The sequence below is a fragment of the Arthrobacter sp. MYb214 genome, assembly GCF_002979865.1.
Classification (GTDB): Bacteria; Actinomycetota; Actinomycetes; order Actinomycetales; family Micrococcaceae; genus Glutamicibacter.
The window spans coordinates 778,150-795,696 of record NZ_PCPZ01000001.1; the positions used below are offsets into that span (position 1 = coordinate 778,150).

Genomic DNA, 17,547 nt, shown 5'->3' on the forward strand with positions numbered 1-17,547 from the left:
GTTCCCACCCTATAAACTAAGAGGGATGAACACCAACGACTCGGCCGCGACACGGTACACGACCTTGACCAGCGATTGCGTGCACGAGCTGGAAATCAAGCGTTCGCGATTCATCACCTACCTCTACCGGGTCGAAACCGAGGCCGCCGCCCGCGCGCAGATCGCGGCCCTGCGCAAGACCCACTTCGATGCCCGCCACCACTGCAGCGCGTTCATCCTGGGCCCCGATCGCATGGCCCAGCGCTCCAACGACGACGGCGAGCCCTCGGGCACCGCCGGCATCCCGATGCTCGATGCCCTGGCCAAGCGCGAAATCGCCGACGGCAGCGTGCTCTCGGACGTGCTGGCCGTGGTGGTCCGCTACTTCGGCGGGATCAAGCTTGGCGCCGGCGGACTGGTCCGCGCATATTCCGAGGCGGTATCTTCCGGGCTGGACAATGCGCAGCTGCACCTGCGCCAGCGCATGCGGATCTTCACCTTCGCCGCCGCCCACGCCGACGCGGCCCGCTACGAGAACGAGCTGCGCGCCGCCGGCTACCAGGTCGAACCGACCCTCTGGCAGGCCGATGCCGCAATCGTGCAGATCGGCATCCCGGACACGCCCGAAGCCGCCGCGCAGCTGCGCACCGGCATCGCCTCACTCACCTCCGGCGCCGGGGAACTGGCCGCCGCCAACACGCAATGGGTTGATCTGATTTGAACTCCGCCGCCAATCCCGAAGGCACGCCCGCTGCCGCCAGCAGCCTCCAGGCCCTGCTGCCCGCCCTGCGCCGCTGGCCCGATGTCGAAGCCGCCAACCTCTACGCCGCCGACGCCTGCGACCGGCTCATCCTGGACCCCTGCGCCGCCGCGGCCGGACCCTCGGACCGCTGGCCGGATGCCATCGCGGTCATCGGCGACCACTACGGCGCGCTGGCCCTGGGCGCACTGGCACTAGGCAGCACGAGCGTGCGCGTGCACACCGATTCGCTCACCGCGCGCCGGGCCATCGAGGCCAACCTCGCCCGGCTCATGCCCGAGCGGGCCGGACACCTCGAATTCTGCACCCTGGAACAGGTTGCCCAGGGCGCCAGTTCGATCCTGCTGGCCCTGCCTCGCGGACTGGACGTGCTGGGCGAACAGGCCGCCGCGGCAGCAGCCGTCGCCGATCCCGGCGCGAAGCTTTTCGCCGGGGGCCGCATCAAGCACATGAGCCGTTCCATGAACGAGGTGCTCGCGGAGCATTTCACCCGCGTCGACGTCTCGCTGGCCCGGCAGAAATCCCGGGTGCTCACCGCCAGCACCCCGCGCGCCGAACAGCCCGCCAGCAGCTTCCCGGCCACTGCCACCCACCAGGTGCGCGGCACCAGCTTCACGCTGCATGCCGGTGCCGGGACCTTCGGTGCCGCCCGGCTGGATCCGGGCACCCGGCTGCTGCTGGAAAACCTTCCGGACCTCTCCGGGCACGCCACGCTGGTCGATCTGGCCTGCGGCAACGGCGCGATCGGCATCTGCGCAGCACTGGAAAACCCGCAGCTGCGCGTGGACGCCTCGGACCATTCGGCCTCCGCGGTCGCCTCCACCCTGGCCGCCGCTCAACGCAACAACCTGGACGGTCGCCTCACTGCCGTGCAGGATGACGCCCTGGGCCGCCTGCCCGACGCCAGCGCCACCCTGGTCACGCTGAACCCGCCCTTCCACATCGGCAACACCGTCACCGCCGACATCGCGTTCAAGCTGATCGACGACGCCGCCCGCGTGCTCGCTCCCGGAGGCACCCTGCTGTGCGTGTTCAACTCGCACCTGCGCTACCGCAGCGAATTGGCCCGCCGCGTTGGCCCCACCGAACAGCTGGCCCGCGACAGGACCTTCACCGTGACTGCATCAACCCGCGCGCACTAGGCTTTTCCACAGGCCGTATTGCCGGCCGGCACGCCGCGCACCGCCTGGCGCATGCTGGGGCCATGAACAGAACTGTCAGCCAGGCGCTAGCCGGGCTTGCCCAAGCGATCAAGGACGCGCCGGCCCTCGCGGTGGACGACGCCCTGGCCGTCGCCGCGTTCATCCCCGTCCTGCACCAGACCCTGCTCTGCGCCGATCCAGCCACCGGCCCCGAGTCCCACTACCTGCACGATCCGCGCTACGCCTTGGCCCTGGCCACCGCGGCTGAAGCTTCGGCCCACCAGGCCCTTCGCACCCAGATCTACGCAGCCCACCTGGTCGATGACACCGCGGCGCACACCCTGGCCCAGGTTGAACTCGCCGCAGCCCGCCAGGGCACCACCGATTTCTCCGTCCCTGCCCAGCGCACCGGAAAGCGGCCCAGCTTCACCGGCCCTGCGGCACTGCTGGCATCCTGGCTGCGCACCGACCATTTCGAGGCCAAGCGCCGCATCCAGTCCGCCAGCCACGTCTTCGCGCAATACGACTACCAACATCAGCGGCACCAGGCACAGTTCCCTTTGCTGGCGCGGCGCTTCGCCGATCTGCGCCAGCCGCCAGCCGAAGTGCTCAGCGCGGCCCGGCGCCTGGGCGCTCTGGAACCCCAACGCGACGAATACGCCGCACCGGCCACCGCCTCGGCGCTCACCGAAGATGGCGAGCTGCTTGAATCCATCGTCAACCAGCAATTGGACGAGCCCGACCCCGGCACCCGCAGGCAATTGGTCAACAGCTTCCTGAAATCCCAGAAGGAACGCTTGGGCAAGAAGCGGCCCGAAGCCCAGGAAGGCCTGTACCGGCGGGGCGAACGCGGCGGCCTGGTCCACTACGACCTCGCCCTGCGCCCTACGCGCGCAGAACTCTTCGAATCGGGCATTTCGCAAAGCGACAATCCCCGCTCCGGTTCCGGCCAAGCCGCACGGGAGGCTTTTGCCCAGTCTCCGGGACAACGTACAGAGCAGGATGCTGCCCCTGGCACTTCCTACCAGGCCGACGCCGGAGGCCATCCGGACTTCTTGACCGATGAGGAAGCTACCGCCAGCGAAGATCCTGTTTCCCCACCGCTTTCTCCCGCGGCACGCCGCCTCAACGGCCTGATGAATCTGCTGGAGATCAACACGAAGCGGCTCCAGGAGCTGCTGGATGCCGCGCGCAATGGCGGGACCCCCAAGGGCGCCGATGGGAATGATGCAGGCACCGTGGATGTCCCCACCATCACCCCGCAGGTCGTGGTCATGCTGACCTTGGACGAGTTGGAAGGCCGCGCGAGAACCCATGGCATCACCCAGCACGGTTTCAAGCTCGATGCAACTGACCTGCGCCAGACCCTGTCCAGGGCACGCATCATCCCGATGGTGCTCGGCGGCAGGGGCGAGCTGCTTGATATCGGGCGCAGCCAGCGCAAGCATCCGAACTACATGCGTCTGGGTGTTGCGGTGCGCGATCGCGGCTGCATAGTTCCCGGGTGCACCATGGATCCCGAACGCTGCAACATCCACCACATCTGGTTCTGGTCCGAGGGCGGTGTCACTGCGGTCTACTGGAGCGCGATGCTCTGCGACACGCATCATCATGACGTTCATGCCGGGTTGATCAAGGTCATTGCCGACGATGGCGTACCCAAGGTCATCCTGCCCAGCTTCGTCAATCCCACCCAGACCCCGGTGCGCAACAGCTACCACATGGCCAAGGCCGCCTAGTTCGCGGCAATGCGCCGGCGCCATCCGGCTAGATCAAGAAAGGGCGTCCACCGTGCACGCGGACGGCTTGGGCGTTGATCCCCAATGGACGAAGGTCGATCCGGTCGATCTCGCCCCGCTCATTATTCTCGAAAGTATCAGCCGTAACCGAATCACCGGCAGGGGTCAGAACCGCCAGGCGGCGCTTGGTTCTGGCCAGAGGCTCGCGTGCCGATGCCGGGACGTAGTAGGCGCTGGCCTGCTTCCCTCCACCGTAGAGCCATGAAACGCGCACCGCGACCGGGCGTGAGCCCCAGCCGCTGAGCCCTGCAATGACCAAGCGCTGGCCGGTTGCCTCTAGCAGTTTCCCATTCAGGTTCTCCCCATAGACCCAGGGCTGGGAGGCGATGCCCAGGAACTCTTCGGCCGAGCGCTGGTTGACCGCATGCACCCCGTGCACCGGGCACACCTCTGAGCAGAAAATGAATCGCGGATCCTCAAATTTCTGCTTGGATCCGTTCTTGTCGTCGTTGCGGCACAGGCAGGCCCCGGTTTCTTCCGTTTCGATGAGGATCGCGTTGCCATAGGCCCGCAATGACGTTGGACCAATTCGGTGGTCCGCTGGAACTTCGAGTGCGAAAAGTCCCATCGATTTCAAGCGCATCCAGCGCAGCATGCTCAGCAGCAGGCTGATGCCCAGCAGGACGGCCGCGGCGTACACGTCAAGACGGTAGCCTTCATCCAAGTCATGCAGCGAATAAACTTCCGTGCTGACCAGTTCCCAGCCCAGCCGGAGCAGCGGGTAGATCAGTGCTCCTACCGCAAGCTTCCATACCATGGGCGACATTTGCTTGGTGATTCCAAAATCGCTCTCTTGCCCCGGCGCCAAGGCGATGCCTCCTGAGGCTTCACGCTTCCAGGTTCTCAGCAGGCGTCGGAACCGTGCGTCCATGAGACCTACGGACAGTGCGAGCAGCAGGAAATAGCCCAGCGCCAGCATCAGGATCCTTTGCAGGTCCCCGGCAGGAGCCAGCAGGAAATAGATTCCGGCGGCTACGCCCAAGCCCATCCAGGGTGATTGCCGTCCGCCGCCAAAGATCATGGCCAGGACGGTAGCGACCATGGAGAAGGAGAGGATGTCCATGAAGCCCTTGTCCAGGTACGGGGAATGCAGAAGATCCGAACGGACGAAGACCACCAGTGCAACCAGCGGAAGCCAGGTCGCTACGGCAACCCAGAAATTGGGAATAGTGCGCGGTACAGTTTCCCACTCCTCGCGGCTGACCTGGCGCACCGGGATCTGCTGTCCGGCAGTTGCGCCTGCCGCATAGTCTGCCGGCGAATTTCCTGTCGTTGCCATGTGCTACTACCTGCCGTTAGTGAGTCCACCTGATCGGTGCACTTTTAGTCTAACCTCAGCAAGTATTAAGAGGAGTGCTCCTTCGGAGCTATTCCTGCCCGGCGGATGTCAGCAGAAATAATAACGTGCCAGCCATGCCGGCAAGCAAAAAACCAGTTAAACAACGAAGGTCCAACCCTTGCAGGGTTGGACCTTCGTGAATCAGCTAAAGCTAATCACGATCTCTGCACGAGGCAGAAGCCGGAATTAGTTGCCGGTCAGCTTCTCGCGCAGTGCAGCCAGTGCTTCGTCCGAAGCCAGGGTGCCTGCATCGGTGGCTGGTGCCTCCGAGGAGTACGAAGCTGGAGCTGGCTCGGAACCACCGGCAGCAGCAGGCTCTGCTTCTGCGTCGGCAGCGATAGCGGCAACAACCTGCTTCTTGTGTGCTTCCCAACGCTCCTGGGCAGCAGCGTACTGTGCTTCCCATGCAGCGCGCTGGGTGTCGAAGCCCTCGAGCCATTCGTTCGACTCTGGGTCGAAGCCCTCTGGGTACTTGTAGTTGCCGGCCTCGTCGTACTCTGCAGCCATGCCGTAGAGTGCTGGGTCGAACTCGGTGCCCTCTGGGTCAACACCTTCGTTAGCCTGCTTGAGCGACAGCGAGATGCGGCGGCGCTCCAGGTCGATGTCGATGACCTTGACGAACAGTTCGTCGCCAACGGAGACAACCTGCTCAGCCAGTTCAACGTGGCGAACTGCAAGCTCGGAGATGTGAACCAGGCCTTCGATGCCGTCTTCGACGCGTACGAACGCACCGAATGGAACCAGCTTGGTAACCTTGCCCGGTACAACCTGACCCAGTGCGTGGGTGCGGGCGAAGGTCTGCCAAGGATCTTCCTGGGTAGCCTTCAGCGACAGGGAAACGCGCTCGCGGTCCAGATCGACTTCCAGAACCTCTACGGTTACTTCCTGGCCAACCTCGACAACCTCGGATGGGTGGTCGATGTGCTTCCAGGACAGTTCGGAAACGTGTACCAGGCCGTCTACGCCGCCCAGGTCCACGAATGCACCGAAGTTGACGATGGAGGAAACAACGCCCGGACGAACCTGGCCCTTTTCCAGCTTGTTGAGGAAGGTCGAGCGAACCTCGGACTGGGTCTGCTCGAGCCATGCACGGCGGGAAAGCACAACGTTGTTGCGGTTCTTGTCCAGCTCGATGATCTTGGCTTCGATTTCCTGGCCGATGTATGGAGCCAGGTCGCGCACACGGCGCATCTCGACGAGCGATGCTGGCAGGAAGCCACGCAGGCCGATGTCCAGGATGAGGCCACCCTTGACAACCTCGATGACGGTACCGGTAACGACGCCGTCCTCTTCCTTGATCTTTTCGATGTCGCCCCAAGCGCGCTCGTACTGCGCACGCTTCTTGGACAGGATCAGGCGGCCTTCCTTGTCTTCCTTGGTCAGGACCAAGGCTTCGACGCTGTCGCCAACGGTGACAACTTCACCTGGGTCAACGTCATGCTTGATGGAAAGCTCGCGGGAAGGGATGACACCTTCGGTCTTGTAACCGATGTCGAGCAGAACTTCGTCGTGGTCAACCTTGACGACGGTGCCTTCGACGAGGTCACCATCGTTGAAGTACTTGATGGTGGCGTCGACTGCGGCCAAGAAGTCCTCAGCAGATCCAATGTCGTTGATTGCGACGACTGGTGCGCTGTTGTTCTCGTTCGAGGTGATGGTCATGTAGTAGGGACTCCGATGTGGATAGATTTGATCAGTCGAAACCCCGGAAGTCCCGGAATTTCGAAGGGGGTAGAACATGAATGCGGACATGACGAAGCCATGGCACGCTGTTCAAGTCTACGCGCCTAGCACACCGCGGGTCAAAGCGTAACCCGCTAACATCCTCGCCAGCATTTTGTGAACTTCGTCATATCAACCGGATAATGCGACCCGTCCCACTAGAAACCGTGCGGCGTGAAACCCTCGCGAGCCACGCTGAACAAGTGAACCCAGTCCCCCGCAGCTCCCCCGCCGACCAGTTCGGCGCGTCCCGAATCCAGCAATTGGTCCAGCTGCACGGTGCCCAGGTACAGTCCAGCCAGCTCCCGCTCCGAAAGCGCCACGCGCGGCAGCCCGGAGTCGGCCTGCCCGTCCTCGATCCGGCTCACCGTGGCGCGGGAATCGGACACCTCGAAGAGGTAGGTTCCGGAGATCAGCTCCAGCCGGTCGCTCACGCTCAATAGCAGCCGGGCATCGCGCTGGTAGCCGCGCGCTTGGAAGGCGGCAACAACATCGAGCACGCGCAGCCACAGCACATCGTCAATGGAACGCACGTGGTAGTCCCGCACGTTCTCCAGCACCTGGCGCAGTGGATCGGCCACCGGGCCTTGGCCATGCACTTCTTCCACCAGATCATGGTTGCCCAGGTATTCGAAGAGCTTGATGCGCGCGGCGTCGCCGGTGGCCACCAACTTGTGCACCACCAGCTTCGCCTTGGGCTCGTCCCAGCCGCCGAACTTGTAGGTGGCGAATCCGCCGAGCTGGCCAGCGTCATCGTAGTAGGCGGCAAAACGCAGGTTCTTCGGCTTTTCCAGGGTCTCCCAGGTGTCCCAGCGGCCCAGGGCAAAGCCATTGTCGAACTCGGTGCTGTCCACGGAGCCGAAGGTCTGCTCGAGCGCGCGCACGGCCAGCGCGGCATAGCCGGGCCCGAAATGCTGCGGATCGGCATCCACCACCCGGCCGGGTACCTGCACGCGCAGCTTCACCCCGTGGGCGCACTTGAGCGTGAATCGGCTTTGGTAGGTAGCTGGCTCGAAGCCGTACCGCCCGTAGATCGTCGCTTCCGACGCGGTCAAAGCCGCAATAGGGAAACCCGCCTGCTGGGCATAGGCCAGGTCGGCGGTGATTTGCCTGGACAGGATGCCGCGTCGCCGATAGCTCGGCGCGACGGTGACCGCGGAGATCTTGTGCGTTGCCACCGGCGCCTCGCCGCCGGCATTGAGCAGCCCGGGGAATGCTCCATAGGTGTGCACCGGGTAGGTTGCATGGCGCGAGTGCGGTTCGGCCTGCTGATCGAACACCAGGGAGAAGCGCATTTTCTGCGCATAAGTCAGGTCCAGGTAGTGCGTCCAATTGGGCTCTTCGGGCAGCTGCTCGTAGAAGCCGATCCCGGTGGCCTGATGGAACAACTTGATCGATTCGTCGAGTTCCGGACTGCGGATCGCAGCCTGGCAGGTCCGGGTTTCCAGCTGCGGCGGGGTCTCTGGTCTCATCGTGCTCCTTGGCGAGGAAATCGGCTGATCACAGTCTATGCGCCTGTCCGGCCGGCGCAAGGGGTGCATTCACCAGGCTTCGGAGAGCGTGGTGAACCGCAGGCCGGAATCCAGCGCCTGCCCCAGCCCGAGCGCCACGCCCTTGGCAGTACCCGAGGCGGGCTGGTTGAAGTGCCCGATGCCGACGTCCCCGGCGGCCAGCTGGCGGACCTGGGCGGCCACGGCTTGCGCGCCAAAGGTCGCCCCGGCGTCCAGGTTGACGGTGAAGTTCATCGGCACCACGCCCAGGTCCCGGCACATTGCCGCGCCGGCTTCGTCCATATGGGCGGTGCCGGAGCGGAAGAATTTCGCGGTGATGCCGAATTGGTCGGCAAGATACCGCTGGTTGCCCATCACCTCGTCGTAGGCCTGGCCGATCGACTCCGTGCCCCCGATGCCGTAGGCTGCCTGCCCGGAAGTGGCCAGCGGGGCGTGGCTGGTTCCGTGGTTGGCGATCTCGAACAGCTCGTCGCTTACCAGCTCGTCCATCAGCCGCGCATTGGCGCGTGCCCAGCGTTCGTTCACGAAGAGGGTCGCGGGCACCTGCATAGCACGCAAGGCGTCCAGCAGGGCCCCATCCACTCCCGAGCCCCGGGGTCCCCCGCAGGCATCGAAGGTCAACGCCGCGGCGGCATTGCCCTTGGGCAGGCCCAGCTCGATGCCCGGGACTTCCAGCCCGAACTGCCCTGCAGGAACATTCTTGAACTTTTCCATGACCTGGCTCCGGCTCGGATACACCGTCTGGAGGCTGGCGGTAGGCCGGGGCGAAGCAGTGGCGGTGGGCGAAGGACTCGCCATTGCCGAGGCCGACGCGGACCCGGCTCGTTCCGCCGGTCCGCCGGTACTGCAACCGGAGACCACCGCGGCGGCCAGCGCCCCAAGCCCCAGGCTTCCGGTTTTCAGCGCCCAACGGCGCGAGTAGTGCTCCAAGTTCGTCTCTTTCCCCAAGCCCATTCGATCCTGCCGAAAGGGGCAGGAACACCCGCGGTGCCCCTGCCCCTTTCGATTGCTGCCCCTAGTGCGCGGCGTCGTGCCAGGTCCGGCCGATGCCCGGCTGGACATCCAGCGGCACCAGCAGAGCTGCGGCCTGTCCCATTTCGCGGGTCACCAGCTCCTGCACTGCTTCCAGCTCCCCCTCGGCGATCTCCAGGATGAGTTCGTCATGGACCTGCAGCAGCATCCGGGACTTGTACTGCCCAGCGCGCAGTCCCTCATCGATGCGCAGCATGGCCACCTTCACCAGGTCGGCGGCCGAACCCTGGATCGGGGCGTTCAACGCGGCACGCTCGGCGATGTCGCGCAGCCGGCGATCCGAGCTGTTCAGCTCCGGCAGGTAGCGGCGGCGTCCGAAAATGGTTTCGGTGTAGCCATCCTTGCGGGCCTGGTCGACGACCGAACGCAGGTAGGTGCGCACGGCACCGAAGCGGTCGAAGTAGTCCTTCATCAGCTTGCGGGCCTCGTCCACGCCGATCTTCAGCTGCTTGGACAGCCCGAAGCTGCTCAGCCCATAGGCCAGGCCGTAGCTCATCGCCTTGACCTTCGAGCGCATCTCCGAGGTGACCTCGTCCGGCTCGACGTTGAACACGCGCGAACCGACATAGCGGTGCAGGTCCTCGCCGTTCTGGTAGGCCTCGATCAGCCCCTCGTCTTCGGAGAGGTGCGCCATGATGCGCATTTCGATCTGCGAGTAGTCCACTGTCAGCAGGCTCTGGTAGCCGGCCCCGACCATGAAGACGTCGCGGATGCGACGGCCCTCTTCCGAACGCACCGGGATGTTCTGCAGGTTCGGGTTCAGGCTGGAGAGGCGCCCGGTCGCGGCCACGGTCTGCGCATAGGTGGTGTGGATCCGGCCATCATCGTGGGTGGCCTTGAGCAGGCCGTCCACGGTCTGGCGCAGCTTGATCGCGTCGCGGTAGGCCATCAGCGCGACCAGGAACGGGTGCCCGGTCTTGACCAGCAGATCCTGCAGCGACTCGGCATCGGTGGTGAAACCGGTCTTGATCTTCTTGGTGCGCGGCAGATCCAGCTCTTCGAACAACACCACCTGCAGCTGCTTCGGGCTGGAGAGGTTGACTTCGTGGCCGATCGCGGCGAACGCGTCGTTGGTGGCCTGGTCCACCTGCTCGGTGAAGTGGGCACGCAGTTCGTTCAGGCGATCCACGTCCACTGCCACGCCGGCGCGTTCCATCTCGAAGAGTACCGGAATCAGCGGCAGCTCCATCTCGGCAGCCAGTTTGTCCGCGTGCTTCTCGGCCAGCTTGGTAGCCAGGTAGGCGGAGAGGTCGTGGATGGCCTGCGCCTGGGCCAACGTTGGCTCGGCAAGATCCGAAGTGAGCCCCAGATCCAGTTCGCCCTTCTTGGCCTGATGCACCGGCACGGCGTACTTCAGGTGGTACTGCACCACGTCCACCAGGTCGTGGCTGCGGCGATCGGGCTGGATCAGGTAGGCGCTGATCAAGGTGTCGTCCTTGATGCCGGCGATCCGCAGCCCGCGCTCGATGAGCAGGTGCATGGCGGCCTTGGCATCGTGGAAGAGCTTCGGCGCGTTCTCATCGGCCAGGAACTGCGCAAGCACGCCTTCGGTGGCTTCATCGAGTTCGGCCAGTTCCAGCCAGAGGGCTTCCGACCCGCGGAAAAGGGCCAGACCCACGGCTTCGCCGTCAACCGCAGCAGGCTGGATTGCGATCGGCGCGCCCTTCCCGGCCCCGATGAATCCGTCCAGTGCGTCGGCATCGGCGCCGAGCACCCGGGAGAATTCGGCAACTTCGGGTGCCGCTTCCTCTTCCTGGGCTGCAAACAGGTCGAACAGGCGCTTGCGCAGGGTGTTGAATTCCAGCGCGTCGAACAGGTTCTCGATCTCTTCGCGGTTCGGGGCTTCGAGTTCCATCTGATCGAGCGTGACCGGGAGTTCCAGGTCGTGCTTGAGCTGGTTCAACCGGCGGTTGCGGGTCACGTTGTCCACGTGCTCGCGCAGCGACTCGCCGACCTTGCCCTTGATGTTCTCCACATTCTCCAGGATGCCAGCCAGGTCCCCGTAGAGGTTGATCCATTTGGCGGCGGTCTTCGGCCCCACGCCTGGCACACCGGGCAAGTTATCCGCGGTTTCGCCGACCAGAGCCGCCAAATCCGAGTAGCGCTCGGGACGCACGAAGTACTTGGCTTCCACCGCTGCGGCATCCATCGGCGGGATATCGCTGATGCCCTTCTTCGGGTACAGCACCAAGGTCTTGTCGGTGATCAGCTGGAAGGCGTCGCGGTCGCCGGACACCACCAGCACGTTGAAACCGGCTTCTTCGCCCTGGGTGGCCAGCGTGGCCAGGATGTCATCGGCCTCGAAGCTCTCCAGGGTGATCGAAGGGATGTTCATCGCCTTCATGACTTCCTGGATCAGATCGATCTGCCCGTAGAACTCTTCGGGCGTCTTATTGCGTCCGCCCTTGTACTCGGTGTACTCCAGCGAGCGGAAAGTCGGGGTGTCCAAGTCGAAGGCCACCGCAACGTGGGTGGGCTTTTGCTGGCGGATCATCGTCAGCAGCATCGATACGAATCCGTGCACGGCATTGGTGTGCTGGCCGGTGCTTGTTGCGAAGTTCTCTGCAGGCAGCGCATAGAACGCGCGGAAGGCCATGGAGTGTCCGTCAATAATCAGCAGTCTCTTGTCCGACGAGGCAGTCGGTTTGGTAGTTTCGCTCACACCTGAAAGCCTAGTTGCCATGAGCGACAATTTCACTTCTCGAACCACGCAATCTTCGGCACATCCGTTTGCCGCGCAGCTGGCCCGCCACGGCATTCCCGAATCCATGTGGCCCTACCTGCTGCACAATGGCGTGGGCGAACTCGTGGAGAAACTGGAAATCATCTTCACCGGGTTCGAACCGCAGCGCGTTGCCGCCACCATGCCGGTGGCGGGCAACACCCAGGTCTACGGCATCCTGCATGGCGGCGCTTCGGCGGCACTTGCCGAAACCCTCGGTTCGATGGCCGCTGCGCTGCACGGTGCCGGCCGGGCCAACCCGGTCGGCGTGGATTTGAACATCACCCACCACAAGGCCGGGCGCACCGGGCTGGTCACCGGGGTATGCACGCCGGTGCATCTGGGCCGCAGCAGCACCTGCCATGAGATCGTGATCAGCAATGAGCAGGGCCAGCGTGTCGCGACCGCTCGCATCACCAATATGCTGCTGCCGGTCGAAAACTGATCCCCGCAGGCGCCGTTCGCGCCAAGCGCGGCGGATCCGGCTTCTCCGGAACGCGGACCTGGCCGGCAGATTCCTTTGGCCGCTTAGCCGATCGCGTAGCGCGAGAGGAAGATATCCGCGCCGAGCTCGGTGATCCCCAGGGCCGAGAGCTGCGTGCTGATCCCGCGGCCAAAGATATTGGCCCCGTCGCCCAGCACCTCCGGAACGGTAACCAGAAGCAGCTCATCGAGCGCATCGGCTTCGACGAACGCTCCAGCCAGGTCGGCACCGCCAACCACCCACACGTCCCCGGCCCCTGCGCTCTGGGCGATGTCCCGGCTCCAAAAGCCCACCTCGCCGCGGATGAAGGTCAGGTCCGCTCCGGGCAGTGTCGGCAGTTCATGGTGTGTGAAGACCCACACCGGCTTCTCGCCGAACACCCACGGCACGGTTCCCTCGGCAGCATCACGGACGATGTTCTCGTAGGTCTTGCCACCGATCACTACGGCGCCGACGCTCCCGAAGAACTCGTCGAAATGCTTTTTCACTCCCGGCTGCGTGGCATAGGGGATGAACCATTGGACGCTTCCGCTGCGATCGGCGATAAAACCATCGATGGAGGCACCCACGTAGTACTTGAAGCTAGTCATGGCTCCAGTCTAGGGGTGCCTCCATCGAAGGCAATATCAAGTTGTCGAGGGACCCGAAAATCGTGTCGGATCCACCCGCAGCCGCGAGCAGTTCCTAGTGGCTCGAGGAGAAGCCCAGGATCGCTTCGCTCAGCTGCGGCACGATCAGCACCACGCCGAAGAGGACGATCAGGCCGCAAATCGCGAAGCAAGCGTAGGCTCCGGCATTGCTCAGGCTCTGGTTGCGGCCCTCGTCCTTGGCAACTGCCAGCAGGCGGACGCCGAAGGAGTAGGCCGCCACGATCGCCATCGCGGAAAACCAGGTGATGGCGGCGACGATGAGAAAGGCTGTCCAGTCAATCATGAATTATCGGCTTCCTTCTGCGCTGCGGCAGCCTTGGCCAGCTTGGCTTCCGCCTTGGCCTTGGCACGGCGTTCCTTCTTGGTCAGGATGTTCACCGCTGCGCCCGAGTTATCGATGTCGGAAATGTTCGACTCGTGGTCATGCGGCTGCTTGCGCGAGAGGAACCAGATGGTCAGCATGGCGCCGGTGCCGGCGATCGCGACAATCACGATGCCGATGGTGCCCAGGTGGGTGATCGCTGCGGCCACGCCGCCAACGGCCGCGGCTGCTGGCAGGGTGAACAGCCAGCCCAACGCGATGCGTCCTGCGGTGCCCCAGCGGACTTCGCCGCCCTTGCGGCCCATGCCCGAACCGATCACGGAGCCGGAGGCTACCTGGGTGGTGGACAGCGCGAAGCCCAGGTGCGAGGAGGTCAGGATCGCCGAAGCGGTGGACATCTCGGCTGCGAAGCCCTGCGCGGGCTTCACGTCGGTCAGGCCCGAACCCATGGTGGCGATGATGCGCCAGCCGCCGGTGTAGGTACCCAGCGCGATGGCGAAGGCACAGGTGGCAACAACCCAGAACTGCACGCCGGAGTCGGAATCCTGCAGGCCAGAAGCCACCAGGGTCAGGGTGATGATGCCCATGGTCTTCTGCGCATCGTTAGTGCCGTGGGACAGCGCGACCAGCGAGGAAGAGAAGATCTGCCCGTAGCGGAAGCCCCCGCGCTTGGGCGCCGCTCCATTCTCGCGCTTGGTGATCGCGTAGGCCAGCTTGGTGCACAGGTACGCGGAGATGCCGGCGATCACCGGCGCGCACAGGGCCGGAAGCAGCACCTTGGAGAGCAGCACGCTGTAGTTCACCGAGGCGAAGCCTGCACCGACGATCGCGGCGCCTACCAGGCCGCCGAACAATGCGTGGGAGGAGCTCGAAGGCAGTCCCAGCAACCAGGTGAACAGGTTCCAGATCACGGCGCCCATCAGGCCGGCGAAAATCATCGCCGGCCCAATAGCCACGCCCGAGGTCGGGTCTTCGTTGATGATGCCACCTGAAATGGTCTTCGCTACCTCGGTGGAGAGGAATGCGCCAACCAGGTTCAGAATTGCGGCGAGGGCAACTGCCTTCTTAGGGGAAATTGCTCCGGTTGCGATTGGGGTGGCCATCGCATTGGCCGTGTCATGGAAACCATTGGTGAAGTCGAAAAACAACGCCAAGGCAATGACCAGGACGACGATAAGCGTCAAATCCATTGAATACCAGCCTGAGGGGTCGAACGGCAAGGAAAAAGAGAACGGGCCAGAAATAGGATCCTGCGAAAGGCATTGGCGTGCAGGACTTCGTTCTAAGCGCAATTTCCATCTTAGGCGTACGGCGCAGTACGTCAATCCGGAACTTCAACCCCATCCGGGGAAAACTCGGATGAACAACTGGTTACCAGAGGGTTAACTAGCCTCCAAGCGCGGTATCGGCGCATCGCAGGCATAAAAAATGTGCGCCAAACCATAAGTGGCTTGGCGCACAATCCAGTGCTTGGCGGTCCCTACTTGACCTGGTCGACGACCGTCTCGGCAACCTGGCGCATGCTCAGGCGGCGATCCATGGAGGTCTTCTGGATCCAGCGGAACGCTTCCGGCTCGGTCAAGCCCATCTTGGTGATGAGCAGCGACTTGGCGCGATCAACCAGCTTGCGGGTTTCGAACTGCTCGGCCAGGTTGCTGACTTCTTCCTCCAGCGCGCGCAGCTCGTCATTGCGGGAAATCGCGATTTCGATGGCCGGAGTGAGGTCTGCCGGGGTGAACGGCTTGACCACGTAGGCCATGGCACCGGCTTCGCGGGCACGCTCCACCAGTTCCTTCTGGCTGAAGGCGGTCAGCAAGACGACCGGGGCGATGCGTTCCTTGACGATGGCTTCGGCGGCGGTGATGCCATCCATGACCGGCATCTTCACGTCCATGAGCACCAGATCGGGCTTCAATTCGCGCGCCTTCTCCAGGGCGGTCTGGCCGTTGTCGGCTTCGGCGACGACGTCGTACCCTTCGGAACGGAGAATTTCGACGATATCCAAGCGGATCAGGGTTTCATCCTCGGCAACGACCACTCGACGCGGAGTGGATTGCACCTCGGATGGGATGCGGGTGATTTCAGGTAGTTCGCTCATTGGCGCCTTCCTCCATGGTCAGAAATCCTGCCCGCTGAATGGGCAGTATCTAGATGGTTTCAGTTCAGCGAAGCCACGTTGCCTCGGTTTCACATCTAAGCCTACTGGCATGTACTCTTGTTGAGGCGAAGACGCGAGGTTCCTGATTAGGAAATCTGGAAAACCTCTAGTAAAGTAGTCAAAGTGCCAGCCCAAGTGGCGGAATCGGTAGACGCGCCGCACTCAAAATGCGGTATCGAAAGATGTGTGGGTTCGAGTCCCACCTTGGGCACCAGCATGAAGGCCGTTGGATCGGAAATTGTCCGGTTCAACGGCCTTTTTTTGCGCGCGCAACCACAGGGCACGTGCTCGAGTTCACAATCGCGCTTTGCGGGCGCCAAGGCAAAAAATCCGCCCTGCTCCAGAATTCTGGAGCAGGGCGGATTTTCTTGCCTCAGCTAGTGCGCGAAAGAGCGTCTACAGGTTTTTCGGCGTGGAGACGTTTTCCGGTGCCCACGGACCGACCTTCTCGCGAGCAGGCATCGGCTTGCCATTGACCAGCTGGCCGGCATCGGCGAGGTCGCCGACCTTGTGCACGCGCAGCGAGTTGGTGGACCCTGCCTGTCCCGGAGGGGAGCCGGCGGCGATGCACACGATATCGTTGAGCTCCGCCAGGCCTTCGGAGAGCAGCGCCTCGTCCACCTGGGCAGTCATCTTGTCAGTGTGGTCGGCGTAGGCCACCAGGCGTGCCTGCACACCCCACATCAGGGTCATGATGTTGTAGGTCTGCTGCAGCGGGGTGAAAGCCAGGACCGGCTTCTTCGGGCGCAGGCGCGAGAGGCGCCGTGCCGAGTCGCCGGACTGGGTGAAGGCGACGATGTACTTCGCGTCGAGCTGATCGGCGATCTCCACCGCGGCACGGGTGATCGCGCCGCCGCGGGTCTTCGGCTGGGAGCCCAAGCGGGGAATGCGATCCAGGCCGTGCTGCTCGGTCGAGGAGATGATGCGCGACATGGTCTCCACGGTTTCCACCGGGTACGCGCCCACGGAGGTCTCCCCCGAGAGCATGACCGCGTCGGCGCCGTCGAGCACCGCATTGGCGCAGTCCGAAGCCTCGGCGCGGGTCGGGGTCGGCGATTCGATCATCGATTCGAGCACCTGGGTGGCGACGATGACCGGCTTGGCCCAGCGGCGTGCCAGCTCCACGGCACGCTTCTGCACGACCGGAACTTCTTCCAGCGGCAGCTCCACGCCCAAGTCGCCGCGGGCGACCATGATGGCGTCGAAGGCATTGATGATTTCTTCCAGCGCGGCCACGGCCTGCGGCTTCTCGATCTTGGCGATCACCGGCACGCGTCGGCCTTCTTCGTCCATGATCTCGTGCACGCGCTCGATGTCCTCGGCATTGCGCACGAAGGACAGTGCGACCATGTCGATGCCGGCACGCAGTGCCCAGCGCAGGTCGTCCTCGTCCTTTTCGCTCAATGCGGGAACGTTCACCGCGACGCCTGGCAGGTTGATGCCCTTGTTATTGGACACCTCGCCTCCGACGACGACCTCGGAACGCACCGAGGTCTGGTCAACTGCCAGCGCCTTGAGCTTGACCTTGCCGTCGTTGATCAGCAGGAAATCGCCCGGCTGGACATCGGTGGGAAGGCCCTTGAAGGTGGTGGAGCACAGGTTGCGGGTACCTTCGATGTCCTCGATGGTGATGGTGAATTCCTCACCAGCCTCGAGGGTGTACTTGGCGTTGTCCTTGAAGCGGCCAAGGCGGATCTTCGGACCCTGCAGGTCGGCGAAGATGCCAACCGCGCGGCCGATCTCCGCGGCCGCATTGCGCACATTCGCCAGGGATTGTGCGTGCATGGAGTGGTCTCCATGGCTCATGTTCAGGCGGGCTACGTCTACGCCCGCCTTCAGTACCGCTACAGTATTTTCATAACTTGCCAGGGCCGGGCCCCAGGTTGCCACAATCTTTGCGCGTCTCATTCCGTCAGCCAAATGCCTT

General features: G+C 63.7%; 15 protein-coding genes and 1 tRNA gene. 6 read left to right on the forward strand and 10 right to left on the reverse strand.

The annotated features are described in order from the left end of the window. Positions 1 to 25: 25 nt before the first annotated feature. From CQ012_RS03620 to CQ012_RS03630, 3 genes are all read left to right on the forward strand, one after another. On the forward strand, positions 26 to 700 hold the full coding sequence (locus tag CQ012_RS03620) for an IMPACT family protein (protein WP_105656693.1): 675 nt from the start codon (positions 26 to 28) through the stop codon (positions 698 to 700). After that, the gene (locus CQ012_RS03625) at positions 697 to 1,881 is read left to right on the forward strand and encodes a class I SAM-dependent methyltransferase (RefSeq protein ID WP_286134568.1); all 1,185 of its coding nucleotides are present in this window, start codon (positions 697 to 699) and stop codon (positions 1,879 to 1,881) included. Before CQ012_RS03620 ends, CQ012_RS03625 begins: the two co-directional genes overlap by 4 nt. Before the next feature lie 62 nt (positions 1,882 to 1,943). Continuing rightward, positions 1,944 to 3,620, forward strand: a complete 1,677-nt coding sequence (locus CQ012_RS03630) for an HNH endonuclease signature motif containing protein (RefSeq protein WP_105656694.1) — start codon at positions 1,944 to 1,946, stop codon at positions 3,618 to 3,620. Positions 3,621 to 3,648: 28 nt separating this feature from the next. On the opposite strand, the gene CQ012_RS03635 is transcribed toward CQ012_RS03630, so the two are convergent. The 4 genes from CQ012_RS03635 to CQ012_RS03650 all read right to left on the reverse strand — a co-directional run bounded on the left by CQ012_RS03635 (position 3,649) and on the right by CQ012_RS03650 (position 8,966). Further along, positions 3,649 to 4,959: a hypothetical protein gene (locus CQ012_RS03635; protein WP_105656695.1), complete on the reverse strand. Its 1,311-nt coding sequence runs from the start codon at positions 4,957 to 4,959 to the stop codon at positions 3,649 to 3,651. A 246-nt stretch (positions 4,960 to 5,205) separates the two neighbouring features. Continuing rightward, positions 5,206 to 6,681: a 30S ribosomal protein S1 gene (rpsA, locus tag CQ012_RS03640; RefSeq protein ID WP_013349277.1), complete on the reverse strand. Its 1,476-nt coding sequence runs from the start codon at positions 6,679 to 6,681 to the stop codon at positions 5,206 to 5,208. A 218-nt stretch (positions 6,682 to 6,899) separates the two neighbouring features. Next, complete coding sequence (locus CQ012_RS03645) at positions 6,900 to 8,213, reverse strand: GNAT family N-acetyltransferase (RefSeq protein WP_181148797.1); 1,314 nt, start codon at positions 8,211 to 8,213, stop codon at positions 6,900 to 6,902. Positions 8,214 to 8,282: 69 nt separating this feature from the next. Then, on the reverse strand, positions 8,283 to 8,966 hold the full coding sequence (locus tag CQ012_RS03650) for a polysaccharide deacetylase family protein (RefSeq protein ID WP_286134099.1): 684 nt from the start codon (positions 8,964 to 8,966) through the stop codon (positions 8,283 to 8,285). Between CQ012_RS03650 and CQ012_RS17850 the strand changes: the two genes are divergently transcribed. Then, on the forward strand, positions 8,953 to 9,174 hold the full coding sequence (locus CQ012_RS17850; RefSeq protein ID WP_286134100.1) for a hypothetical protein: 222 nt from the start codon (positions 8,953 to 8,955) through the stop codon (positions 9,172 to 9,174). The genes CQ012_RS03650 and CQ012_RS17850 overlap by 14 nt on opposite strands. A gap of 93 nt (positions 9,175 to 9,267) precedes the next feature. Here CQ012_RS17850 and polA read toward each other — a convergent pair whose 3' ends face one another. Continuing rightward, positions 9,268 to 11,880 (reverse strand): DNA polymerase I, encoded by a 2,613-nt coding sequence (gene polA / locus CQ012_RS03655; protein WP_286134579.1) that lies wholly within the window; start codon positions 11,878 to 11,880, stop codon positions 9,268 to 9,270. 85 nt (positions 11,881 to 11,965) lie between these two features. On the opposite strand from polA, the gene CQ012_RS03660 reads away from it, so the two are divergent. Further along, positions 11,966 to 12,451, forward strand: a complete 486-nt coding sequence (locus CQ012_RS03660; RefSeq protein WP_105656699.1) for a hotdog fold thioesterase — start codon at positions 11,966 to 11,968, stop codon at positions 12,449 to 12,451. 83 nt (positions 12,452 to 12,534) lie between these two features. Here the strand turns inward: CQ012_RS03660 and CQ012_RS03665 are convergent, their stop codons facing one another. The 4 genes from CQ012_RS03665 to CQ012_RS03680 form a co-directional block, all read right to left on the reverse strand. Further along, on the reverse strand, positions 12,535 to 13,080 hold the full coding sequence (locus CQ012_RS03665) for a dihydrofolate reductase family protein (protein WP_105656700.1): 546 nt from the start codon (positions 13,078 to 13,080) through the stop codon (positions 12,535 to 12,537). A 94-nt stretch (positions 13,081 to 13,174) separates the two neighbouring features. Beyond that, complete coding sequence (locus CQ012_RS03670) at positions 13,175 to 13,423, reverse strand: hypothetical protein (protein ID WP_105656701.1); 249 nt, start codon at positions 13,421 to 13,423, stop codon at positions 13,175 to 13,177. Continuing rightward, the gene (locus CQ012_RS03675; RefSeq protein WP_105656702.1) at positions 13,420 to 14,652 is read right to left on the reverse strand and encodes an inorganic phosphate transporter; all 1,233 of its coding nucleotides are present in this window, start codon (positions 14,650 to 14,652) and stop codon (positions 13,420 to 13,422) included. Before CQ012_RS03675 ends, CQ012_RS03670 begins: the two co-directional genes overlap by 4 nt. Positions 14,653 to 14,942: 290 nt before the next feature. After that, on the reverse strand, positions 14,943 to 15,560 hold the full coding sequence (locus CQ012_RS03680; RefSeq protein WP_105656703.1) for an ANTAR domain-containing response regulator: 618 nt from the start codon (positions 15,558 to 15,560) through the stop codon (positions 14,943 to 14,945). A gap of 189 nt (positions 15,561 to 15,749) precedes the next feature. Here CQ012_RS03680 and CQ012_RS03685 point away from each other — a divergent pair. After that, positions 15,750 to 15,834 (forward strand) — tRNA-Leu (locus tag CQ012_RS03685). 182 nt (positions 15,835 to 16,016) lie between these two features. On the opposite strand, the gene pyk is transcribed toward CQ012_RS03685, so the two are convergent. Next, positions 16,017 to 17,528 (reverse strand): pyruvate kinase, encoded by a 1,512-nt coding sequence (gene pyk, locus CQ012_RS03690; protein WP_105656704.1) that lies wholly within the window; start codon positions 17,526 to 17,528, stop codon positions 16,017 to 16,019. Between the last annotated feature and the right edge of the window lie 19 nt (positions 17,529 to 17,547).

Excerpts from the sequence above, each read along its gene's own strand:
- CQ012_RS03620 (WP_105656693.1), top strand. The coding sequence starts at position 26 with ATGAACACCAACGACTCGGCCGCGACACGGTACACGACCTTGACCAGC.
- CQ012_RS03630 (WP_105656694.1), top strand. The coding sequence starts at position 1,944 with ATGAACAGAACTGTCAGCCAGGCGCTAGCCGGGCTTGCCCAAGCGATC.
- CQ012_RS03635 (WP_105656695.1), bottom strand. The coding sequence starts at position 4,959 with ATGGCAACGACAGGAAATTCGCCGGCAGACTATGCGGCAGGCGCAACT.
- rpsA (WP_013349277.1), bottom strand. The coding sequence starts at position 6,681 with ATGACCATCACCTCGAACGAGAACAACAGCGCACCAGTCGTCGCAATC.
- CQ012_RS03645 (WP_181148797.1), bottom strand. The coding sequence starts at position 8,213 with ATGAGACCAGAGACCCCGCCGCAGCTGGAAACCCGGACCTGCCAGGCT.
- CQ012_RS03650 (WP_286134099.1), bottom strand. The coding sequence starts at position 8,966 with ATGGAAAAGTTCAAGAATGTTCCTGCAGGGCAGTTCGGGCTGGAAGTC.
- polA (WP_286134579.1), bottom strand. The coding sequence starts at position 11,880 with ATGGCCTTCCGCGCGTTCTATGCGCTGCCTGCAGAGAACTTCGCAACA.
- CQ012_RS03660 (WP_105656699.1), top strand. The coding sequence starts at position 11,966 with ATGAGCGACAATTTCACTTCTCGAACCACGCAATCTTCGGCACATCCG.
- CQ012_RS03665 (WP_105656700.1), bottom strand. The coding sequence starts at position 13,080 with ATGACTAGCTTCAAGTACTACGTGGGTGCCTCCATCGATGGTTTTATC.
- CQ012_RS03670 (WP_105656701.1), bottom strand. The coding sequence starts at position 13,423 with ATGATTGACTGGACAGCCTTTCTCATCGTCGCCGCCATCACCTGGTTT.
- CQ012_RS03675 (WP_105656702.1), bottom strand. The coding sequence starts at position 14,652 with ATGGATTTGACGCTTATCGTCGTCCTGGTCATTGCCTTGGCGTTGTTT.
- CQ012_RS03680 (WP_105656703.1), bottom strand. The coding sequence starts at position 15,560 with ATGAGCGAACTACCTGAAATCACCCGCATCCCATCCGAGGTGCAATCC.
- pyk (WP_105656704.1), bottom strand. The coding sequence starts at position 17,528 with ATGAGACGCGCAAAGATTGTGGCAACCTGGGGCCCGGCCCTGGCAAGT.